This is a genomic window from Noviherbaspirillum galbum, from assembly GCF_010974945.1.
GTDB lineage: Bacteria > Pseudomonadota > Gammaproteobacteria > Burkholderiales > Burkholderiaceae_D > Noviherbaspirillum > Noviherbaspirillum galbum.
Window position 1 is genome coordinate 43,787 of the sequence record NZ_JAAIVB010000055.1, and the last position, 19,694, is coordinate 63,480.

Consider the following 19,694-nt stretch of genomic DNA (forward strand, 5'->3'; position numbering starts at 1 on the left):
GTGCCTCAGCCGCCGATGTAGGACATCTCGACCTTGCGTTCCTGCTTGCCCAGGCCGTCGGTGCTGGCGGTGCGGAGTTCGGAGTAGCGGTCGCCGCGCAGTTGCCAGAGATGGGAAATGGCGGCGGAGATTTCCTCGTCGCTGCGCCCTTCGCGCAGCAGGGCCCGCAGGTCATGCCCATGGTTGGCGAACAGGCAGGTGTAGACCTTTCCTTCTGTGGACAGCCGCGCGCGGCTGCAATCGCTGCAGAAGGCCTGGGTGACGCTGGAAATCACGCCAATCTCGCCGCCGCCGCCGGCATGGCGCCAGCGCTCGGCGGTTTCGCCGATATAGTTCGGGTCGGCCGGCACGAGCGGCATTTCCGCGCTGATCCGCCGCACCACCTCCGCCGATGGCACCACTTCATCCATCTTCCAGCCGTTGCTGCTGCCGACGTCCATGTATTCGATGAAGCGGACAATGAAGGGCGTGTCCTTGAAATGGCGCGCCATGGGCACGATTTCCTGGTCGTTCATGCCGCCCTTGACCACCATGTTGATCTTGATCGGCCCGAGCCCCGCCTGGTGCGCCGCTTCGATGCCTTCCAGTACCGCCGACACCGGGAAATCCACGTCGTTCATGCGCTGGAACACGGCATCGTCGAGCGCGTCGAGCGATACCGTGACGCGCTGCAGGCCTGCGTCCTTGAGCGACCTGGCCTTGCGGGCCAGCAGCGAGCCGTTGGTGGTCAGGGTCAGGTCCAGCGGTTCGCCGTCGATGGTGCGCAAGGCCGCCAGCATCTCGATCAGGTGTTCGATGTTCTTGCGCAGCAGCGGCTCGCCGCCGGTCAGGCGGATCTTCTTCACGCCATGGGCGATGAAGAGCCGGGCGATGCGGGTGATTTCCTCGAAGGACAGCAGCGAGGAATGCGGCAGGAAGCGGTAATCCTTGTCGAACACTTCCTTGGGCATGCAGTAGACGCAACGGAAGTTGCAGCGGTCGGTGACGGAGATCCGCAGGTCATGCAGGGGCCGGCCGAGCGTATCGCTCAACAATCCGTTCGCGGGCTGCCGCACGGCGGGGATGACCGCGCCGCCGCGGAGAATCCGTTGATCGGCGATGGGAATGAACTTTTCGGACATGCTTTAGCTTTTGCTATCGTGGGTGGGCGCGTTCGCGCCTTCATCGCAAGTAAGATATCACGAGGCCCGCGATTCCACATGCACCGATGACCGGGATCGTGCCTAGACGGTAACGTATCAGGGCGAGCGCCGCGCCGGCGGCAACGATCATCGCCATGGCATCCCAGTCCCGGGGGGCTGCCCCGAGGCGGAAGACATGCCAGGCGAAGAACAGCGCGAGGCTGAGGATCACGCCGACCACCGCCGCCGAGATGGCGGTCAGCGGCGCCGTCAGCCTCAGGTCGTCGCGCGTGGCCTCGACCACCGGGCCGCCCGCCAGGATGAACACGAAGGAGGGCAGGAAGGTGAAGAAGGTCGCCACGACGGCGCCCGCCACCCCGCCCAGGAAAGGCTGCCCGCCAAGTACCGCTTGGCTCCAGCCGCCGACGAAACCGACGAAGGAAACGATCATGATCAGCGGACCCGGCGTGGTCTCGCCGAGGGCAAGGCCATCGATCATCTGGGCCGGCGTCAGCCAATGATAATTGTCGACCGCGTTCTGCACCACGTAGGGCAGTACCGCGTAAGCCCCGCCAAAGGTCAGCAGCGCCGCCTTGGTGAAAAATCCGCCCATCCTGGCCAATGCATGGCCTTCGCCGAGCGTGGCGGCAAGCAATCCCCAGGCGGCCATGCCGATGCCGATGCCGGCAAGGGCAGGGAGCAGCATCGTGCGCCAACCCGGCCTGGCATGCGCGGGCGGCGGCGTGTCGTCGCCGATCAGGGCCGGCAGGGAAGGCTGGCCGGAAGCGCCGTGGCCGGATGCCGCTGGCGCGAAATGCCCCGGGACGAGGCGTCCGCCGGCGATCCCCAGCACCGCGGCGCCCGCGATCACGAAAGGAAACGGCAGGTGCAGCACGGCAATAGCGATGAAGGCGGCAAGGGCGATCAGGATCAGGGAGGGATTCCGCAGCGTGCGCGTCCCGAGGCGCCAGCCGGCGGCGGCCACGATGGCGACCACTGCCGGCTTGACGCCATAAAGCACGCCCGCCACCAGGGGAAGATGGCCCCAGGCAAGGTAGATCCAGGAGAGCAGGATCAGGAGCAGCAGCGAGGGCAGGACGAACAGCGTGCCTGCCACGATCCCTCCCGGCGTCCGGTGAAGGAGCCAGCCGATGTAGACCGCGAGCTGGGTGGCTTCCGGCCCGGGCAGCACCATGCAGTAGTTCAAGGCATGCAGGAAGCGGCGCTCGGAAATCCAGCGGCGCCGCTCGACAAGCTCCTCGTGCATCAACGCGATTTGCCCCGCCGGTCCGCCGAAGCTGATGCAGCCCAGCTTGAACCAGTAGCGCAATGCTTCCGGGAACGACACGGTTGAGGGCGGCTCGCATTCGGCCGGCGCTGCAGGCGGGGGCGTTGTCATGAGGGCGGACTCGAGCTGGATTCGAAAACGATGGCAGGATCCGGCCGGCTGAAATGACAAAGGGAGCTTGCGCTCCCTTTGTCATTGCCTCGGGCCGTTACCCGTCATTGACGGGTTTCCACCTGGACCAGCGGCTCGCTGGACACCGGCGGCAAAGGCTTGCGCTCGCGCGGCGCGCGCGGCGGCGCCACGTAGTTCGCCGCGGCTTCCTGGGCGGCGCGCAGCTTCTCCGGGTCGGTCACGGCGAGCGTCAGGCCGGCGGAGGAGAGCACGTCGCGCAGCTGGTCGAGCTGCATGGGCGCAGGGGCGACTGCGGCTGCGGCGGGAGTTGCCATGGCAGGGGCGGCTGCGTGAACGGCGGCCGGTGCAGGGGCTGAAACCGCAGCCGGAGCCGGAGCCGAAACCGCGGCCGGTGCCGGCGGGACCGGCGCCACTTCCGCAACGGTGGCCGGAGCGGCTTGCGCCGTTGCCGGCGCAGGTTCGCTTGGCTGGCTGGCTTCAACAGCCGCCGGTGCGCTTTCCGTCGCTGCGTGGGCAGGCTGCTCGACCGGTGCGGGCGCTACGATCGGTGCGGGAGGTGCGGGCTCGGCGGACACGGCAGGCTGAGCGTCTACGCCGGTCAGCTCGAGCTGCATCGCAGCTGGCGTCTCGGCCGGGGCCTCGCCGTCCTGTTCCATGCCTTCCTCGCCGGCGCCGAGCGCTTCGCCTCCCTCGCGATCGCGGCGGTTGCGGTTGCGGCCGCCACGACGACGGCGACGGCGACGCTCCTCGCCCTGTTCGCCAGCGTTTTCCTCGCCGGCGATATTGGCCGGGTTGTCGGCATCAGTCGCGGCAAGATCCATGCTGCTGGGCTCTGCGGGAACGGCAAGCGGCTCATGGGCAGGCTGGACCGCAGGCTGGAGGTTGGTACCTAGCAAGTCTTCTGCCGGGGCAGCCGTTTCCTTGCGCTCTTCGCGCTGGCGCGGGCTGCGTTCGCGACGGGATTCTCCGCCTTCGCGGCCTTCACGCGGCTCGCGCGCTTCCCTCGGTTCGCGCGGCTCACGGGGTTCACGCGGTTCACGTTGCTCGCGGGCTTCCTTCGGCTCCCGTCCCTCGCGCGGTTCACGGCCTTCCCTGGGCTCGCGCGCTTCCTTGGGGGCGCGCGGCTGGCGCGGCTGCTGGGCGCCTTCCGCGCCGGCGGTCACCTTGGCGGTGTCCTGGGTGTCGCGGGATTCGCGCTCGTCGCGGTCACGGCCGCCACGATTGTTGTTGCCGCGTCCGCTCCGGCCGCGGCCGCGCGTGCCGCGTTCGTTGCGCTCGCCGCGCTCCTTGGCCTGGGCCGGCTTTTCCTCGACCACGGGCGCGGGCGCGGGTGCCGGCGCGACGGGTTTCTTGCGGAAGAAGCCGAACATGCGGCTGAAGAATCCTTCCTCGGCAGGAGCCATGGTCGGGGCCGGCGTGGGCGCCGCGGTCGGTTCGACCACCTTGCGCTCGACGATGGGCGCCGGCTGGTCTGGGGTGATGCCCTTGACCACGGCTTCCTGGCGCGGCCGGACGTCCTCTTTCTGGCGCTTGCCGTAGCTGATGTCGGTGTCGACTTCCTCGGCCATGTCGTAGCTGGCCTGGGGCTCCTCGAGGCGCGGATCGTCGTGCTTGATGCGCTCGAGCTTGTAGTGCGGCGTCTCGAGATGCTTGTTGGGAATCAGCACCACGGTCACGCGGTGGCGGGTTTCGATCTTGAGGATCTCGCCGCGCTTCTCGTTGAGCAGGAAGGCAGCCACGTCGACCGGTGCCTGGACGTGGATGGCCGCGGAATTGTCCTTCATGGACTCTTCCTGGATGATGCGCAGCACCTGCAGCGCGGAAGAATCGGTGTCGCGGATATGGCCGGTGCCGTTGCAGCGAGGGCAGGTCACGTGGCTGCCTTCGGACAGCGACGGGCGCAGGCGCTGGCGGGACAGCTCCATCAGGCCGAAACGGGAAATCTTGCCCATCTGCACGCGGGCGCGGTCGTAGCGCAGGGCGTCCTTCAGGCGGGTCTCGACTTCGCGCTGGTTCTTCGCGTTCTCCATGTCGATGAAGTCGATCACGATCAGGCCGCCAAGGTCGCGCAGGCGCAGTTGGCGCGCGACTTCGTCGGCGGCTTCGAGGTTCGTGTGGAGCGCGGTGGTCTCGATGTCGGCGCCGCGCGTGGCGCGGGCGGAGTTGACGTCGATGGAAACGAGGGCTTCGGTGTGATCGATGACGATGGCGCCGCCGGAGGGCAGGGGGACCGTGCGGGAGTAGGCCGTCTCGATCTGGTGTTCGATCTGGAAACGCGAGAACAGGGGCACGTCGTCGCGGTAGCGCTTGACCCGGTGCACCATGTCGGGCATCACGTGGGACATGAACTGCTGCGCCTGTTCGTAGATGTCATCGGTGTCGATCAGGATCTCGCCGATGTCAGGCTGGAAATAGTCGCGGATGGCGCGGATGACGAGCGAGGATTCCTGGTAGATCAGGAAAGCGCCCGGGGCGGAGGTGCTGGCGCCCTCGATGGCGCGCCAGAGCTGCATCAGGTAGTTCAGGTCCCACTGCAGTTCCTCGACGCTGCGGCCGATGCCGGCGGTGCGGGCAATGACCGACATGCCGGACGGCAGGTCCAGCTTGTCCATGGCTTCGCGCAGTTCCTGGCGGTCTTCGCCCTCGACCCGGCGGGACACGCCGCCGCCGCGCGGATTGTTTGGCATCAGGACCAGGTAGCGGCCGGCCAGGGAAATGAAGGAGGTGAGGGCGGCACCCTTGTTGCCGCGCTCTTCCTTCTCGACCTGGACCATGATTTCCTGGCCTTCCTTGAGCGCTTCCTTGATGGTGCAGTTGCGGACGTCGACGCCATCCTTGAAATAACTGCGGGCAACTTCCTTGAAGGGGAGGAAGCCGTGGCGCTCTTCGCCATAGTTGACGAAGCAGGCTTCGAGGGAGGGTTCGATGCGGGTGATAACACCCTTGTAGATATTGGACTTGCGTTGCTCGCGCCCCGTCGTCTCGATATCGATGTCGATGAGTTTCTGCCCATCGACAATGGCGACGCGCAGTTCCTCCTGCTGCGTCGCGTTGAACAACATTCTTTTCATGTTTCGCTCCGTGGCCTTGGGGCCATCTTGAACGCCGCGCGATGGCAGAGCCGGCGCGGCAAGCCTAGGGATGTACGCGAGGTCGGAGTGCTTGAGGAGGGAATTGCCTATGGTGCCGGACCGGTCGCCAGTGACGTGGTCTCGACAACGGGGCGCGGATGTGCCGGTGACGGTTGCCGACGGCCCGCTCCCGTCGCGTCGCGCGGGCAGGGGAAGGCGGACGTCGGGGACGTCGCCAGGCCTGGCGCGGCAGCGGGCAGCGTGCAGCAAGGGTGAGCCAAATGAGTCATTGGTCGTTCACGGATCGGCAAAACGAAAACCGGTTACATCAACCAGCGAGCATTCCCGATGACGCCGTGATCCGGGTCCGGGAAGTGCTTGCCAGAACTAATCCTTACAATTCAAGCAAACTTTTCCAGCGCCGACGCGCCGGCCCGATTGCAACAGCGGTGCAACCCTGACGCGCGCGAAGGCGGTGCATACACATCTTTTCCGCCGTTTTCGCATCTTGACGGGACCGGCAGACACGCCCCTGTGTAGAATGTGCTTTTTATTCTTGCACACAAGCCCGGTTTGTAACTCGGGCGAAACAATTATATATTCAAAATGAAGGACTTAGCGAGAGATTCTGAGGGTCGCAACGATTCTTTTGCCGAACCCCAGGCCGCAGAAGTCCAAGTCAGGGTCAGGCTGCTCACGATTTCCTCCGAAGAAGCGGAGCAACGCATCGACAATTTTCTTTTGCGCATCTGCAAAGGCGTTCCCAAGAGCCATATCTACCGAGTGCTGCGCTCGGGCGAGGTCCGCGTCAACAAGGGCCGGGTCGACCAGACCTACCGGCTGCGGGAAGGCGACGTGGTCCGGGTGCCGCCCATCAGGGTTGCGGAGAAAACCGGCCCCGCCGCGCCTGCCGCGGAATTCCGCATCCTGCTCGAGGACGCCCATGTGCTGGTCATCGACAAGCCGGCCGGGGTGGCCGTGCATGGCGGCTCGGGCGTCAGCTACGGCGTGATCGAGCAGCTGCGCGCCGCCCGTCCCCAGGCGAAATTCCTGGAGCTGGTGCACCGCCTCGACCGCGACACCTCCGGCATCCTCATGCTCGCCAAGAAGCGTTCGGCCTTGACCAACCTGCACGAACAGATCCGCGAGGGGCGGCTCGACAAGCGCTATTTCGCCCTGGTGAAGGGGGAATGGAAGAACGGCCGCCAGCACGTCAAGCTGCCGCTGCATAAATACAGCACCCCCGACGGCGAGCGCCGGGTGCGGGTGCAGGCCGACGGCATGCCTTCGCATACGGTGTTCAACCTGGTGCGCCGCTTCGGCGAGTACGCGCTGCTGGAGGCCGAGCTCAAGACCGGGCGCACGCACCAGATCCGGGTTCATCTCGCCGCGACCGGTTTTCCGATCGTCGGCGATGACAAGTACGGTGATTTCGGCCTCAACAAGGCCTTGCAGAAGGCGGAAGGCAGCCGCATCGCCTTCCGACGGATGTTCCTGCATGCCTGGCAATTGACGTTCGCGCATCCCGAGACCGGCTCGCCGGTCACGCTGAAGGCGCCGCTGCCCAAGGATTGCGAAGACTTTCTGCGCAGCCTGCAGCCAACCGGAAATATTGCTGGCTGACGAGTTACACTGAGGGTATTCGACTTCAATATTGCGCGGCTCCGGCCGCGGCCCATAATCACCATGCCAAGAAAGAAATTCGACCTGATCGTGTTCGACTGGGACGGTACGCTGATGGACAGTACGGCAACCATCGTCACCTGCCTGCAGGCGGCGGCGAAGGACCTCGGGTTTCCCGTCCCGGACAAGCGTTCGGCTTCCTTCGTCATCGGCCTCAGCCTGCAGGAAGCGCTGCAAACGGTGTTGCCCGGCCTCGATCCGCGCATGTATCCGCGCGTGGTGGAACGTTACCGCTTCCACTACCTGACCAAGGACAAGGGACTCGAGCTGTTCGCCGGCGTGCGCGAAATGCTTGCCGATCTCTCCCAGCAGGGGTATTTCCTGGCCATCGCCACCGGCAAGAACCGGGTCGGCCTGAACCGGGCGCTGGATGCCGCCAGGCTGCTGTCGGTCTTCGATGCCACACGCTGCGCGGACGAAACCTTTTCCAAGCCGCATCCGGCGATGCTGATGGAGCTTACCCGCGAACTCGGCCAGGACATGGGCCGCACCGTCATGATCGGCGATACTACCCACGATCTGCAGATGGCGGCCAATGCCGGCGCGGCCGGCATCGCCGTTCATTACGGCGCCCATCCGAGCGAAGACCTTGACGACATGAAGCCGCTTTTTTCGGCGCGGTCGGTGCCGGAACTGCACGCCTGGCTCAACGAGAATGCATGAGGACATGAAGGAAAACGTAGCCATTCCGATATGCGATTCGGCTGCTCTGGCCGAGGGCGGCAAGGGCGTCCGCTTCACGGTCACGGTCGGCGGCCATCCTGGAACCGGCTTTGCGGTCCGCTTCGACGGCAAGGTGGTGGCCTACCTGAACCGGTGCGCGCACGTGCCCATCGAGCTCGACTGGAACGAAGGCGACTTCTTCGAATCGAGCGGCCTCTACCTGATGTGCTCCACCCATGGCGCGCTCTACCTGCCGGAATCCGGCAAGTGCGCAGGCGGCCCGTGCCGCGGCGGCTCGCTGCGGCCGGTCACGGTGTTCGAGCGGGACGGCCAAGTCTACTGGACGCCCGACGAGGTCGTGCGGGCGCCGGCACCGGCCGTCGACGCACCGCCGCCGTGACGCCCGATCCGGTCGCCGAACAGATTGCCCTTTCACCATAACGAAAAAAGATGGATAACCAGGATAACTACAATGACAGCCCGGGCGGCATCCCGTCCAATCCAGGCAATGCGCGCTCCCCGGGATGGGAGCGGGAAGTGCTGGAAAAACTGGCGTTCGCCACGCTCTCCGAACAGCGGGCACGCCGCCGCTGGAATATCTTCTTCCGCTTCCTGACCCTTGGCATCGTCGCCGTCGGCCTGTACATCGCCTTCGGCTACAGTCACCAGGACGCGGAAAACGTCGGCACCCATACCGCGCTCATCGAGATCGACGGCACCATCGAGAACGGCACCTCCGGCTCGGCCGACAATGTCATTCCCGCGCTCAACCGCGCCTATTCCGATGAAAATTCCGTCGGCATCATTCTGCGCATCAACAGCCCGGGCGGCAGCCCGGTGCAGGCCGGCATGATCAACGATGAAATCGCCCGCCTGCGGCAGCAGTTTCCCAAGAAGCCGCTGTACGTGGTCGTGGACGAAATCTGCGCTTCCGGCGGGTATTACATCGCGGCGGCCGCCGACAAGATCTATGTCAACAAGGCAAGCATCGTCGGCTCGATCGGCGTGCTCATGGAAGGCTTCGGCTTCACCGGCCTGATGGACAAGCTCGGCGTTGAGCGCCGCCTCATGACGGCGGGCGAGAACAAGGGCTTCATGGATCCGTTCAGCCCCCAGACGGCGAAGCAGAAGGGTTATGCGCAGGAAATGCTCAACGAAATCCACCAGCAATTCATCGAGGTGGTGCGTGCGGGACGCGGCAAGCGCCTCAAGGAAACCCCGGAAACCTTTTCCGGCCTGTTCTGGACTGGCGCGCATGCCGTCGACGTCGGCCTGGCGGACGGTTTCGGGACGGTCGACAGCGTTGCCCGAGACGAACTGAAGGCCGAAGACATCGTCGACTACACCCAGCGCGAAAGCGTGCCGGAACGCCTGTTGAAGAAATTCGGCGGCGCGGTCGGCAGCGCCGCCATGGGCGCGGCGTGGAGCACCAGCGCGCACCCGCGCGTGCGGTGATGCCTGCGCCGGCGTTGGCGGGGCGGTGCTGGCGCGTTCAGATTCGTGTCCGCGGCGAAACTACGGTACCGTCCCAGTATTCATCCCGGGAGACGTGCGGGAAACGAGGCTTGATTCCCGCATTCACCGCTCTATACTAGAGCCATCCGGTGAGGGCCTGGAACGCTGCATGATAAAAAGATTATGCTCGCGCGAAATGCCGATCCGGATGTCAGATACCGCGTCTCGGACGTGGTGCCGAATGTTCGGCATTCTCTGATTGCCCGATGGGCATGCAAAACGGCGGCGCAATACCGCCGTTTTGCTCGTTTACGCGGCCGTTATTCGAATTGCTCTCTTCAGCCTAGAAGCAGGAATACCGTGGGTTTCTTGTGGAAATCCGGCACGTTGCCGGCGGCGAGGTCCTTGCGCCATTGCGCCGCGGATTGCGTGCGGATCTGCTCGGACGGCAGGGTCAGGTTGGTCGCCACGCAGATGGCCGTGCCCGGATGGCATGTCGCCGCCAGGGATTCCAGCATCGCCGCATTGCGGTAAGGCGTCTCGATGAACAACTGGGTCTGTCTTTCGCCGCGAGACCGTTCTTCCAGTGCCTTGATGCGCTTGGCGCGCTGTGCCGCATCGGTCGGCAGGTAGCCATGGAAGGCGAAGCTCTGGCCGTTGAGCCCGCTTGCCATGATGGCCAGCAACAGCGAGGAGGGGCCGACCAACGGGCGTACCGGAATACCTTCCGCGTGTGCCAGCCGGACCAGTTGCGCCCCTGGATCTGCGACGGCCGGCACACCGGCTTCCGAAATCAGTCCGGCATCCTTGCCGGCCCGCAATGGATCGAGCAAGGCGGGCAGTTGCGCCGCTTCGGTGTTGATGTTGAGCTCGGCAATGCTGATCTGCTGGATCGGCGTTCCCAGCGGATGGCGGGCATCGATTAGTTTCAGGAAGGCCCGGGTCGTCTTGGCGTTTTCGGCAATGAAGCAGGTCAGCCGCGCCGTCAGCCGCTGCACGTCTTCGGGAATGATCTGGGTCAGCATCTCCGCGCAGTCGGCGTTGATGCCGCCCAGGGTATTGGGAATCAGGTACAAGGTGCCTGGCATGGGTGGCTCGGTCGGACGAAGGAATTCAGCGGGTGAAGAAAGGCATGCCGGCCACGCGCAACATCGACGTCAGCGTGATCAGGGGCAAGCCGGTGAGGGCGGTCGGGTCGCTGCTTTCTATGCTCTCGAGCATGGCAATTCCCAGCGCCTCGTTCTTCGCGCTGCCGGCGCAGTCGTAAGGCTGCTCCAGGCGAAGGTAGGCATCCAGTTCGCCGTCCGGCAGGTCGCGAAAGCGCACCACGGTCTGTACGTTGGCGGCCTGGACGTTCTCCTGCCCGCGCGGAGCGCGGCCATCGCAAAGGCAGAGCGCGGTGTGGAAAATCACCTGCCGGCCGCGCATCATCTGCAGCTGGCGCATCGCGTTCGCATGATCGCCCGGCTTGCCGATCTGCCGGCCGTCCAGCGTGGCAACCTGGTCCGAACCGATGACCAGGGCGCCCGGCGCGCGGTCGAGCACTGCCAGCGCCTTTTGCCGCGCCAGGCGCAGGGCGGTTTGCTCCGGCGCTTCGCCGGGTGCCGGCGTTTCATCGATGTCAGGCACGATCACGTCGAAAGGCAGCCGCAGGCGGCCGAGCAGTTCGCGGCGGTATTTCGAGCTGGAGGCAAGCACGAGGCGGGGAAGCGTTGGCTGGTCTGGCATCATTGTCATTCGTTTGACTGGTCACTCAAGAATTCGAAGCTAACGCTTTGACGAATAAAGGAAAAGCCTGTTATTATCGCAGGTTTTCCGGGTTCGGCTTGGAGTATGGACGCATTAGTCATCGACGCCTTCGAGTTTTGTCGGCTCAAGGAGCATCGCACAGGCAAGATACAGGTTGCCGATCTCCCGCGCCTCGCGCAGGAATCGGTAGGCCAGGCGGGCAGCGTGGACTGGTCGCTTCAGGGCGGATACAGCAGCCGCGGACATCCGCAGCTTGTCCTGAAGGTGGACGGTTCGGTGCGGTTGATGTGCCAGCGCTGCCTGACGCCGTTCGATTCCACGATCGACAGCGGCGCAACCCTGGTGCTTGCCCCGGATGAAGGCAGTGCGGATGAAATGGACGCCATGCTGGCCGACGAGAACGTCGAGGTCATCGTTGGCAGCCATGAATTCAGCATTGCCGAGCTGGTTGAAGACGATGCCCTGCTGGCGGTTCCCTTGGCGCCGAAGCATGAAACCTGTCCCGACCAGCTTGCCGCGCCGCTGCCGGAAGGAGAGAAAAAACCCTCGCCCTTCGCGGTGCTGAAGGATTTGAAGAAGTCGTAATCATTGCCGGCTGACCGCCGTTTCGGGTCGGCCGGAAGAAGCAGCAAGGAATTCCTGGTTTGCAAAAGTTGGCAAACTGGATATGTTAAAATTTCGGATCTTAAGGTTTAGGAGTCATCATGGCCGTTCAACAAAACAAGAAGTCCCCTTCCAAGCGCGGTATGCACCGCTCGCACGATCACCTGGGCACCCCGCCGCTGGCAGTGGAGCCGACCACCGGTGAAACCCACCTGCGCCACCACATCAGCCCCAATGGCTACTACCGTGGCCGCAAGGTGCTCAAGACCAAAAACGACGAGTAATCGTCCGTCATTGTTTCATGCTGAAAGCGGCGTTGAAGTTTAACTTGGCGCCGTTTTTTCATATGCTGAATAAGCGCGAAGCCGACACCGTCGACGGTGGAATGCGATCGATCCTTCGATTTGCTCCATCTTCCGCGGTCATGTTGGCATGCCGATGCATCCGGGACACTCGCATCGGGGAACCGCAAGGGGACCGCGCAACGTCCAGTCGATTTTCTCGGCGTGCTGGCTGAAGCCTTCCGCAAGAGCGCTGAGTCAACACGATGACCATAAAAATTTCCATCGATTGCATGGGCGGCGACCACGGCCCGTCAGTCACCATTCCCGCCGCCATCGCTTTCGTCAAGGATGAACCGGATGCCGAACTCATCCTGGTCGGCCTGGAAGATGCGCTGAAGGCGGAGCTGCACAAGCATCTCCCATCCGGCCATCCCCGGATTTCCATCGTTCCCGCCACCGAAGTCATCGCCATGGACGACCCCGTCGAGGTCGCCCTGCGTCGCAAGAAGGATTCTTCGATGCGCGTCGCGATTTCCCTGGTCAAGGAAGGCAAGGCGCAGGCGTGCGTCTCGGCGGGAAACACCGGCGCGCTCATGGCCGTCTCGCGGTACGTGCTCAAGACCATGCCCGGCGTTGACCGTCCCGCCATCTGTACCCTCATTCCCAACCAGAAAGATTGCCCGACCTACATGCTCGACCTCGGCGCCAACGTCGATTGCGAGCCGCACCACCTGCACCAGTTCGCGCTGATGGGGTCTGCCCTGGTCTCGGCCCTGGAAGGGAAGCCCAAGCCGACCGTTGGCCTGCTCAATATCGGCGAGGAAGACATCAAGGGGAACGATGTCGTGAAGCAGACCGCCGTGCTGCTGCGGGCCGATCACGCCAAGGGCGTGCTGAATTTCTACGGCAATGTCGAGGGCAACGACATCTTCGAAGGAACGACCGACATCGTGGTGTGCGACGGCTTCGTCGGCAACGTGGTGCTCAAGGCGTCGGAAGGCCTCGGCCGCTTCCTGAAAAACGTGCTCAAGACCGAACTCAAGAACGGGCCGGTCAACCTACTGGGCGCATTCATCGCCCAGGGCGCCATCAAGGCGATTTCCCAGCGCATGAATCCCTCGCGCTACAACGGCGCAAGCCTGCTCGGGTTGCGCGGCCTCGTGTTCAAGAGCCATGGCGGCGAAGACGCCTATGGCTTCGGATGGGCCATCCGGCGCGCGTTCGAGGCGGCCCGGCATGATGCGCTGAGCCAGATCTCCACCGCCATCTCGGAACTCATGCCCGCCTCGGATGCCGCGGCGCAGGCGAGTGCGGGGCCGGGCGCCACACCGGGCATCAACGACATCAATCAAGAAAAGACGGCATGACTCTGTACAGCAAACTCATAGGGACGGGAAGCTACCTGCCGCCACGGCGGGTCGGCAATCAGGAGCTCGCTGCGCAACTCGCGGAAAAAGGCATCGAGACCTCCGACGAATGGATCGTCTCGCGCAGCGGCATTTCGGCGCGCTACTATGCCGAGCCCGACGTGAAGTGCAGCGACCTCGCGGTGCAGGCGGCGAAGCGTGCGATCGAAGCGGCCGGCATCACGCCGGACGACATCGATCTCATCATCTTGGCAACCTCCACGCCCGACCACCTCGGTGGCTTCCCCAGCACCGCTTGCATCGTCCAGCGCAAGCTTGGCATCACCAATCACTGCGCAGCCTTCGACGTCCAGGCCGTCTGCAGCGGCTTCGTGTATGCCTTGTCGGTCGCCGACAGCTTCATCAAGTCGGGCGCGCACAAGAAGGCGCTCGTGATCGGCTCCGAAGTCTTCTCGCGCATCCTCGATTTCACCGACCGGACGACCTGCGTTCTGTTCGGCGATGGCGCCGGCGCGGTGGTTCTCGGCGCCTCGCAAGAGCCCGGCGTGCTCGCCACCCGCATGCATGCCGACGGCAGCCATGCCGACATCCTCTGCGTTCCGGGAGGCACGAAGGGCGGTGCCATCGACGGCAGCGCCTTCCTCTACATGGATGGCCAGGCCGTCTTCAAGCTGGCCGTCACCGTGCTCGACAAGGTCGCCCACGAAACGCTCGACGCCGCGGGCATGGCGGCTGGCCAGCTCGACTGGCTGGTGCCGCACCAGGCCAACATCCGCATCATGCAGGGCACCGCGAAGAAGCTCGGGCTGCCGATGGAAAAGATGGTGGTGACGGTCCACGAACATGGCAACACGTCGGCCGCATCCATTCCGCTGGCCCTCGATGCCGCCGTCAGGGACGGACGCATCCGGCCCGGCCACAACGTGCTCATGGAAGGCGTTGGCGGCGGCTTCACCTGGGGCGCTGCCCTGGTCCGTGTGTAACTCAGCAAACTCGACAACAACATGACCACATTTGCATTTGTATTTCCCGGCCAGGGTTCGCAGGCCGTCGGCATGCTGAACGGCTTTGCCGGCAATGCCGTCGTCAGCCAGACCCTGGAAGAAGCGTCCGACGCCCTGCAGTTCGATCTCGGCAAGCTGATCGCCGAAGGTCCCAAGGAAGAACTCGATCTCACCACCAACACGCAACCCGTGATGCTGACCGCGGCCGTCGCCTTCTACCGCGCCTGGATCGCCGCCGGCGGCAAGGCGCCGTCGCTGGTTGCCGGCCACAGCCTCGGCGAATACTCCGCGCTGGTCGCCGCCGGCGTCATTCCCTTCAAGGATGCCGTGCCGCTGGTCCGTTTCCGCGCGAAGGCGATGCAGGAAGCCGTGCCCGTGGGGCAGGGCGGCATGGCGGCCATCCTCGGCCTCTCGGATGATGACGTGCGCGCGGCCTGTGCGGAATCGGCGCAGGGCGAGGTGGTCGAAGCGGTCAACTTCAACGCACCCGCCCAGGTCGTGATCGCAGGACACAAGGCAGCCGTCGAGCGCGCCTGCGAGGCGGCCAAGGCGAAGGGCGCCAAGCGCGCGCTGCCGCTGCCGGTCTCGGCGCCATTTCACTCCTCCCTGCTCAAGCCGGCGTCGGATCGACTGCGCGATTACATGGATCCGCTTGCGTTTGCGCTGCCCTCCATTCCGCTCATCAACAACGTCGATGTTGCAATCGCGAAAGACGTCGATGCCATCAAGGACGCGCTGGTGCGCCAGGCCGCGAGCCCGGTCCGCTGGGTCGAGACCATCCAGAGGATGGCGGGCGAGGGCGTGTCGCACGTGGTCGAATGCGGTCCCGGCAAGGTGCTTGCCGGACTGACCAAGCGCATTCATGGCGACCTGATCGGCGAAGCCATCTTCGACCAGGCTTCCCTCGACAAGGTACTGGAGCTCCTCAAGTGAATCTGAACAATCAAGTCGCGCTCGTCACAGGCGCATCGCGTGGCATCGGACGCGCCATCGCACAGGAACTCGCGCGCCAGGGCGCGAAGGTCGTCGGCACCGCAACGACCGAGGCCGGAGCCGCCGCCATCACCGAATACCTCGCTGCCGTCGCGCCCGATTGCGGCAAGGGCGTGGTGCTCAATGTCACGAATCCCGCGCAATGCGGCGAGGTCATCGACCTCGTGCAAAAGGAGTTCGGCAGCCTCTCCATTCTCGTGAACAACGCGGGCATCACCAAGGACCAGCTCGCGATGCGCATGAAGGACGAGGAGTGGGACGATGTCATCGCCACCAACCTCACCGCGGTCGGCCGGCTGTCCCGCGCAGTCCTGCGAGGCATGATGAAGGCGAAGCACGGCCGCATCATCAACATCACTTCCGTCGTCGGCGCGGCGGGCAATCCGGGGCAAATGAACTATGCGGCCGCGAAGGCCGGCGTGGCCGGCATGAGCCGCGCCCTCGCGCGCGAGATCGGCAGCCGCAACATCACCGTCAATTGCGTGGCGCCCGGCTTCATCGACACCGATATGACGCGAGAGCTCGGCGAGCAGCAAACCGCCGCCCTCATGCAGCAGATTCCGCTCGGGCGTTTCGGCCAGCCCGAAGACATCGCCGCGGCGGTCGCTTTCCTTGCTTCCCCGCAAGCCGGCTACATCACCGGCACCACGCTGCACGTGAACGGCGGCATGTACATGGCCTGAGAAGTTACGGTCTTTTGGCATTTGTTTCACCACCGTTAGGAACAAAAGCCAAAAGTGAATTTTCACTGCGCAAACCTGCTAAAATGCGCGCACTTTCTGCAATCCACTGGAGGAAAAACATGTCCGATATCGAACAACGCGTTAAGAAGATCGTCGCCGAACAACTGGGCGTCGCCGAAGCAGACATCAAAAACGAATCGTCCTTCGTCGACGATCTGGGTGCTGATTCGCTCGACACCGTTGAACTGGTGATGGCCCTCGAAGACGAATTCGAGATGGAAATTCCGGACGAGCAGGCTGAGAAGATCACGACGGTGCAACAGGCGATCGACTACGCCAAGGCCCACGTCAAGGCCTAATATTGTTTTCGTAGAATCAGGAGAACCGCTTGAGCCGCTCTCGTGAACGTCGCGTCGTAGTGACTGGTCTCGGATGCGTTTCCCCGGTCGGCAATCATGTTGCCGATTCGTGGGCGGCACTGACCGAAGGCAAATCGGGCATTGCGACCATCACAAAATTCGACGCAACGCCTTTCTCAACGCGTTTCGCCGGCGAAGTCAAAGGCTTCAACATCGAGGATTACATCCCCGGTAAGGAAGCCCGCCACATGGACACCTTCATTCACTACGGCATGGCCGCGGGAATGCAGGCATTCCAGGACTCTGGCCTGACTGTCACCGAAGAAAACGCCGAGCGGATCGGCGTGCTGGTCGGTTCCGGCATCGGCGGCCTGCCGATGATCGAAGAAACCCATGCCGAGCTGACCAACCGCGGACCGCGTCGCATCAGTCCCTTCTTCGTGCCGGCGTCGATCATCAACATGATCTCCGGGCATCTCTCCATCAAGTATGGATTGAAGGGGCCCAACCTGGCGATCGTCACCGCTTGCACGACGGGCCTGCACTGCATTGGTGCGGCTGCGCGCATGATCGAATACGGCGATGCGGATGTCATGATCGCCGGCGGTGCCGAATCTACGGTGTCTCCGTTGGGCATCGGCGGCTTTGCCGCGGCGCGCGCGCTTTCCTCGCGTAACGACGATCCCGCCACCGCTTCCCGTCCCTGGGACAAGGACCGGGACGGCTTCGTGCTCGGTGAGGGCGCGGGTGTCATGGTCCTCGAAGAGTACGAGCACGCCAAGGCCCGCGGCGCGAAGATCTATGCCGAGGTAATTGGCTTCGGCATGAGCGCAGACGCCCATCACATGACGGCTCCTCTCGAGGATGGCGACGGCGCACGCCGCTGCATGATCGCCGCCATGAAGAACGCCGGCATCAATGCCGACGAAGTCGACTACGTCAACGCCCATGGCACATCCACGCCGCTGGGCGACGTGGCGGAAACGGTTGCTATCAAACGCGCCCTGGGCGACCGCGCCAGCAAGGTCGTGGTCAACTCCACGAAGTCCATGACCGGCCACCTCCTTGGCGGCGCAGGCGGCCTGGAATCGGTGTTCACGGTCCTCGCGGTGCATCATCAGCTGTCACCGCCGACGATCAACATCTTCAACCAGGATCCGGACTGCGACCTCGACTACTGCGCAAATGCAGCGCGCAACATGACCATCAACGTCGCTGTGAAGAACTCCTTCGGCTTTGGCGGCACCAACGGCACGCTCATCTTCAGCAAGGTCTGACCCCTGACGCCCCGGGATTTCCCGGGGCCGTCCATCCCTTCCTCACTTCTTCCCCCCGGCGCGTCATGACGATTGCGGTGTCGACGATCATCCGTCCTTCGCGCATCCTGACCGCGCTCGTCTCTGCCGTCGCCATCATGGTCGCCTCCATCGGTTTGGCCATTCTGGCCGGCCGTATCGGCACTCTCGGTTTGACGCCGCGCGTACTGACGGGATTTGGCGCTCTTTTCCTCGCATTTTTTGGGTTTTATCATGGCGTCCGAATTCGAAAAATCTTACAACTTGATATCGCTGGAGCAGGGCAGATACGCCTCTCCGAGCAAAGGGAAAAAAGGACTTGCAGCGATTCGGATTGGCCGCATGTAGGAAAGGATATGCAAGTGATGCAACTCATGCCTGGATCGACCATCTGGCCTTGCATGCTGTTGCTTCGCCTGCGTGCGGAAGACCATGCCGTCAGGGTGGTTCCAATCTTGCCTGATAGCGTATCGCGGGAGAGTTTCAGGGCGTTGGCCGTCGCCGTGCGATGGCTGGCGTGGCAAAGCGATTCGCAGGAATCGAGTTACCTCTGAAATATGTTCAATGCATTGAACTTATTACATTTCCATGAGTCAAGCACTCTAGCCGCGTATGTTGCAACGAAACAAGGGAACGGGGATTGACGACAGAACGCGACATTGACCAGCTGCTTGTCGAACGTGTGCAGCACGGCGACAAAAAGGCATTCGAGCTGCTGGTATCGAAATACCAGCGAAAACTCATGCGCCTGGTGTCGAGGCTTGTACGTGATCAAGCGGAAGCAGAAGACGTGGTGCAGGAAGCTTTCATCAAGGCCTACCGCGCGTTGCCGCAATTCCGCGGCGACTCTGCCTTCTACACGTGGCTGTACCGAATCGGCATCAACACGGCGAAAAACTACCTCGTCACGCAAGGAAGGCGTGCGCCAACATCAACCGAAGCAGACGCCGAGGAGGCGGAAACATTCGATGACGGAGAGCATCTGCGGGATATCAATACGCCAGAGTCCATGCTTGCTACAAAGCAGATTGCAGAGACGGTAAACATTGCCATGGATGCACTGCCCGACGAATTGCGAATTGCAATCACGTTGCGCGAAATCGAAGGCTTGAGCTACGATGAAATCGCAGAGGCAATGGGTTGCCCGATCGGAACGGTCCGCAGCAGGATTTTCCGGGCGCGGGAAGCCATCGCCGAAAAACTGCGGCCCTTGCTCGGGACTGCCATCGACAAGCGCTGGTAGCGCAGAACCGGCAAAAAGGCAGGGTTTTTACCAAGAAAATCAGGGAATGGCGCGACCCGCAGAGGTTTTATGAACACCATCGACATCAGCCGCGAACAACTATCTGCACTTGCCGATGGCGAGTGCAGCGATGCGCAACTCGACGTTGCGCTCGCCGCCTTGCGCCAGGGCGATCGAAAAGCGGATTGGGATCTTTACCATCACATCGGCGATGTGTTGCGTTCCGACGACATGGACATGCCGCTCAGCAAAGGCTTCGCCGAGCGCATGGCTGCCCGTCTCGAGGCGGAACCCGTGCTCATCGCTCCGGCCGCCATGCAGGCCGCACAACTTTCTCCGCAGCCGGCCGCGCAAGCAGAGATGCAGAAGCGCTCCGGAGTACGCCGCTGGGCGCTGCCCGGAGCCATCGCTGCCGCCGTGACGGCATCCATTGCCTTCGTCGCGACTCCCCAGCTCATGGTGGCCATGCATTCCGGCAAGTCCGCGAATGCCGACGCCCCCCTGGCCGTCCAGACCGTCAAGCCTGCCGCTGGCGAAGAGCAGGCTGGCGTGATCGCCGCTTCCGCATCCGGCGGTACGGTGCTGCGCGACCCGCGTATCGAAGACTACCTGCTTGCGCATCAACGTCTCTCGCCCTCCCTCGTCAACTCTGCGCAATACGCCCGACCCGCAGCCGTTGCCCCCGAACTGGCTAAATGATT

At 63.6% G+C, this 19,694-nt stretch carries 20 protein-coding genes; 15 read left to right on the forward strand and 5 right to left on the reverse strand.

The window, feature by feature from the left end:
- Positions 1-5 precede the first annotated feature (5 nt).
- The 3 genes from moaA to G3574_RS16795 form a co-directional block, all read right to left on the reverse strand.
- A complete protein-coding gene (gene moaA / locus G3574_RS16785; RefSeq protein WP_163965548.1) occupies positions 6-1,121 on the reverse strand; it encodes a GTP 3',8-cyclase MoaA in 1,116 nt (371 codons plus the stop codon).
- Between the two features lie 40 nt (positions 1,122-1,161).
- Positions 1,162-2,520, reverse strand: coding sequence for a chromate efflux transporter (chrA, locus tag G3574_RS16790; protein WP_163965550.1), 1,359 nt, complete (start codon positions 2,518-2,520; stop codon positions 1,162-1,164).
- 104 nt (positions 2,521-2,624) lie between these two features.
- On the reverse strand, positions 2,625-5,612 hold the full coding sequence (locus G3574_RS16795) for an Rne/Rng family ribonuclease (RefSeq protein WP_163965552.1): 2,988 nt from the start codon (positions 5,610-5,612) through the stop codon (positions 2,625-2,627).
- 606 nt (positions 5,613-6,218) lie between these two features.
- On the opposite strand from G3574_RS16795, the gene G3574_RS16800 reads away from it, so the two are divergent.
- The 4 genes from G3574_RS16800 (at position 6,219) to G3574_RS16815 (ending at position 9,413) form a co-directional block, all read left to right on the forward strand.
- On the forward strand, positions 6,219-7,235 hold the full coding sequence (locus G3574_RS16800) for an RluA family pseudouridine synthase (RefSeq protein WP_163965554.1): 1,017 nt from the start codon (positions 6,219-6,221) through the stop codon (positions 7,233-7,235).
- A 63-nt stretch (positions 7,236-7,298) separates the two neighbouring features.
- Entirely contained in the window at positions 7,299-7,958 is a 660-nt protein-coding gene (locus G3574_RS16805) for an HAD-IIIA family hydrolase (protein ID WP_163965572.1), read from the forward strand.
- Positions 7,959-7,962: 4 nt separating this feature from the next.
- On the forward strand, positions 7,963-8,358 hold the full coding sequence (locus G3574_RS16810; RefSeq protein ID WP_163965573.1) for a Rieske (2Fe-2S) protein: 396 nt from the start codon (positions 7,963-7,965) through the stop codon (positions 8,356-8,358).
- A gap of 50 nt (positions 8,359-8,408) precedes the next feature.
- Positions 8,409-9,413, forward strand: a complete 1,005-nt coding sequence (locus tag G3574_RS16815) for a S49 family peptidase (protein WP_163965575.1) — start codon at positions 8,409-8,411, stop codon at positions 9,411-9,413.
- Positions 9,414-9,751: 338 nt separating this feature from the next.
- Here G3574_RS16815 and G3574_RS16820 read toward each other — a convergent pair whose 3' ends face one another.
- Positions 9,752-10,501: an SAM-dependent methyltransferase gene (locus G3574_RS16820; protein WP_163965577.1), complete on the reverse strand. Its 750-nt coding sequence runs from the start codon at positions 10,499-10,501 to the stop codon at positions 9,752-9,754.
- Positions 10,502-10,526: 25 nt separating this feature from the next.
- Positions 10,527-11,141: a Maf-like protein gene (locus G3574_RS16825; RefSeq protein ID WP_163965918.1), complete on the reverse strand. Its 615-nt coding sequence runs from the start codon at positions 11,139-11,141 to the stop codon at positions 10,527-10,529.
- Between the two features lie 105 nt (positions 11,142-11,246).
- Between G3574_RS16825 and G3574_RS16830 the strand changes: the two genes are divergently transcribed.
- The 11 genes from G3574_RS16830 (at position 11,247) to G3574_RS16880 (ending at position 19,692) form a co-directional block, all read left to right on the forward strand.
- Positions 11,247-11,747 (forward strand): YceD family protein, encoded by a 501-nt coding sequence (locus tag G3574_RS16830; protein ID WP_205609825.1) that lies wholly within the window; start codon positions 11,247-11,249, stop codon positions 11,745-11,747.
- 119 nt (positions 11,748-11,866) lie between these two features.
- The gene (gene rpmF, locus G3574_RS16835; protein WP_163965578.1) at positions 11,867-12,049 is read left to right on the forward strand and encodes a 50S ribosomal protein L32; all 183 of its coding nucleotides are present in this window, start codon (positions 11,867-11,869) and stop codon (positions 12,047-12,049) included.
- A 263-nt stretch (positions 12,050-12,312) separates the two neighbouring features.
- A complete protein-coding gene (gene plsX / locus G3574_RS16840) occupies positions 12,313-13,416 on the forward strand; it encodes a phosphate acyltransferase PlsX (protein WP_163965580.1) in 1,104 nt (367 codons plus the stop codon).
- Positions 13,413-14,399 (forward strand): beta-ketoacyl-ACP synthase III, encoded by a 987-nt coding sequence (locus G3574_RS16845; protein ID WP_163965583.1) that lies wholly within the window; start codon positions 13,413-13,415, stop codon positions 14,397-14,399. The genes plsX and G3574_RS16845 overlap by 4 nt, the downstream gene beginning before the upstream one ends.
- A 21-nt stretch (positions 14,400-14,420) precedes the next feature.
- Positions 14,421-15,353 carry an ACP S-malonyltransferase gene (gene fabD / locus G3574_RS16850; protein WP_163965586.1) on the forward strand — a complete coding sequence of 311 codons (933 nt, stop codon included), beginning with the start codon at positions 14,421-14,423 and terminating at the stop codon, positions 15,351-15,353.
- On the forward strand, positions 15,350-16,096 hold the full coding sequence (gene fabG, locus G3574_RS16855; protein WP_328804800.1) for a 3-oxoacyl-ACP reductase FabG: 747 nt from the start codon (positions 15,350-15,352) through the stop codon (positions 16,094-16,096). The genes fabD and fabG overlap by 4 nt, the downstream gene beginning before the upstream one ends.
- 119 nt (positions 16,097-16,215) lie before the next feature.
- The gene (gene acpP / locus G3574_RS16860; RefSeq protein WP_040041346.1) at positions 16,216-16,455 is read left to right on the forward strand and encodes an acyl carrier protein; all 240 of its coding nucleotides are present in this window, start codon (positions 16,216-16,218) and stop codon (positions 16,453-16,455) included.
- Between the two features lie 29 nt (positions 16,456-16,484).
- On the forward strand, positions 16,485-17,732 hold the full coding sequence (fabF, locus tag G3574_RS16865) for a beta-ketoacyl-ACP synthase II (protein WP_163965590.1): 1,248 nt from the start codon (positions 16,485-16,487) through the stop codon (positions 17,730-17,732).
- A gap of 65 nt (positions 17,733-17,797) precedes the next feature.
- The gene (locus G3574_RS16870; protein WP_163965593.1) at positions 17,798-18,304 is read left to right on the forward strand and encodes a protein YgfX; all 507 of its coding nucleotides are present in this window, start codon (positions 17,798-17,800) and stop codon (positions 18,302-18,304) included.
- Positions 18,305-18,390: 86 nt separating this feature from the next.
- Positions 18,391-18,993, forward strand: coding sequence for an RNA polymerase sigma factor RpoE (gene rpoE / locus G3574_RS16875; protein ID WP_163965596.1), 603 nt, complete (start codon positions 18,391-18,393; stop codon positions 18,991-18,993).
- Between the two features lie 69 nt (positions 18,994-19,062).
- The gene (locus G3574_RS16880; protein WP_163965599.1) at positions 19,063-19,692 is read left to right on the forward strand and encodes a sigma-E factor negative regulatory protein; all 630 of its coding nucleotides are present in this window, start codon (positions 19,063-19,065) and stop codon (positions 19,690-19,692) included.
- Positions 19,693-19,694: the final 2 nt, after the last annotated feature.

Bases quoted from the DNA above. Each gene is read 5' to 3' on its own strand.
- G3574_RS16820 (WP_163965577.1), bottom strand. From the start codon at position 10,501: ATGCCAGGCACCTTGTACCTGATTCCCAATACCCTGGGCGGCATCAAC.
- G3574_RS16845 (WP_163965583.1), top strand. From the start codon at position 13,413: ATGACTCTGTACAGCAAACTCATAGGGACGGGAAGCTACCTGCCGCCA.
- plsX (WP_163965580.1), top strand. From the start codon at position 12,313: ATGACCATAAAAATTTCCATCGATTGCATGGGCGGCGACCACGGCCCG.
- G3574_RS16825 (WP_163965918.1), bottom strand. From the start codon at position 11,141: ATGCCAGACCAGCCAACGCTTCCCCGCCTCGTGCTTGCCTCCAGCTCG.
- acpP (WP_040041346.1), top strand. From the start codon at position 16,216: ATGTCCGATATCGAACAACGCGTTAAGAAGATCGTCGCCGAACAACTG.
- G3574_RS16870 (WP_163965593.1), top strand. From the start codon at position 17,798: ATGACGATTGCGGTGTCGACGATCATCCGTCCTTCGCGCATCCTGACC.
- G3574_RS16810 (WP_163965573.1), top strand. From the start codon at position 7,963: ATGAAGGAAAACGTAGCCATTCCGATATGCGATTCGGCTGCTCTGGCC.
- G3574_RS16795 (WP_163965552.1), bottom strand. From the start codon at position 5,612: ATGAAAAGAATGTTGTTCAACGCGACGCAGCAGGAGGAACTGCGCGTC.
- G3574_RS16830 (WP_205609825.1), top strand. From the start codon at position 11,247: ATGGACGCATTAGTCATCGACGCCTTCGAGTTTTGTCGGCTCAAGGAG.
- G3574_RS16800 (WP_163965554.1), top strand. From the start codon at position 6,219: ATGAAGGACTTAGCGAGAGATTCTGAGGGTCGCAACGATTCTTTTGCC.
- G3574_RS16815 (WP_163965575.1), top strand. From the start codon at position 8,409: ATGGATAACCAGGATAACTACAATGACAGCCCGGGCGGCATCCCGTCC.
- G3574_RS16880 (WP_163965599.1), top strand. From the start codon at position 19,063: ATGAACACCATCGACATCAGCCGCGAACAACTATCTGCACTTGCCGAT.
- chrA (WP_163965550.1), bottom strand. From the start codon at position 2,520: ATGACAACGCCCCCGCCTGCAGCGCCGGCCGAATGCGAGCCGCCCTCA.
- rpmF (WP_163965578.1), top strand. From the start codon at position 11,867: ATGGCCGTTCAACAAAACAAGAAGTCCCCTTCCAAGCGCGGTATGCAC.
- fabD (WP_163965586.1), top strand. From the start codon at position 14,421: ATGACCACATTTGCATTTGTATTTCCCGGCCAGGGTTCGCAGGCCGTC.
- moaA (WP_163965548.1), bottom strand. From the start codon at position 1,121: ATGTCCGAAAAGTTCATTCCCATCGCCGATCAACGGATTCTCCGCGGC.
- G3574_RS16805 (WP_163965572.1), top strand. From the start codon at position 7,299: ATGCCAAGAAAGAAATTCGACCTGATCGTGTTCGACTGGGACGGTACG.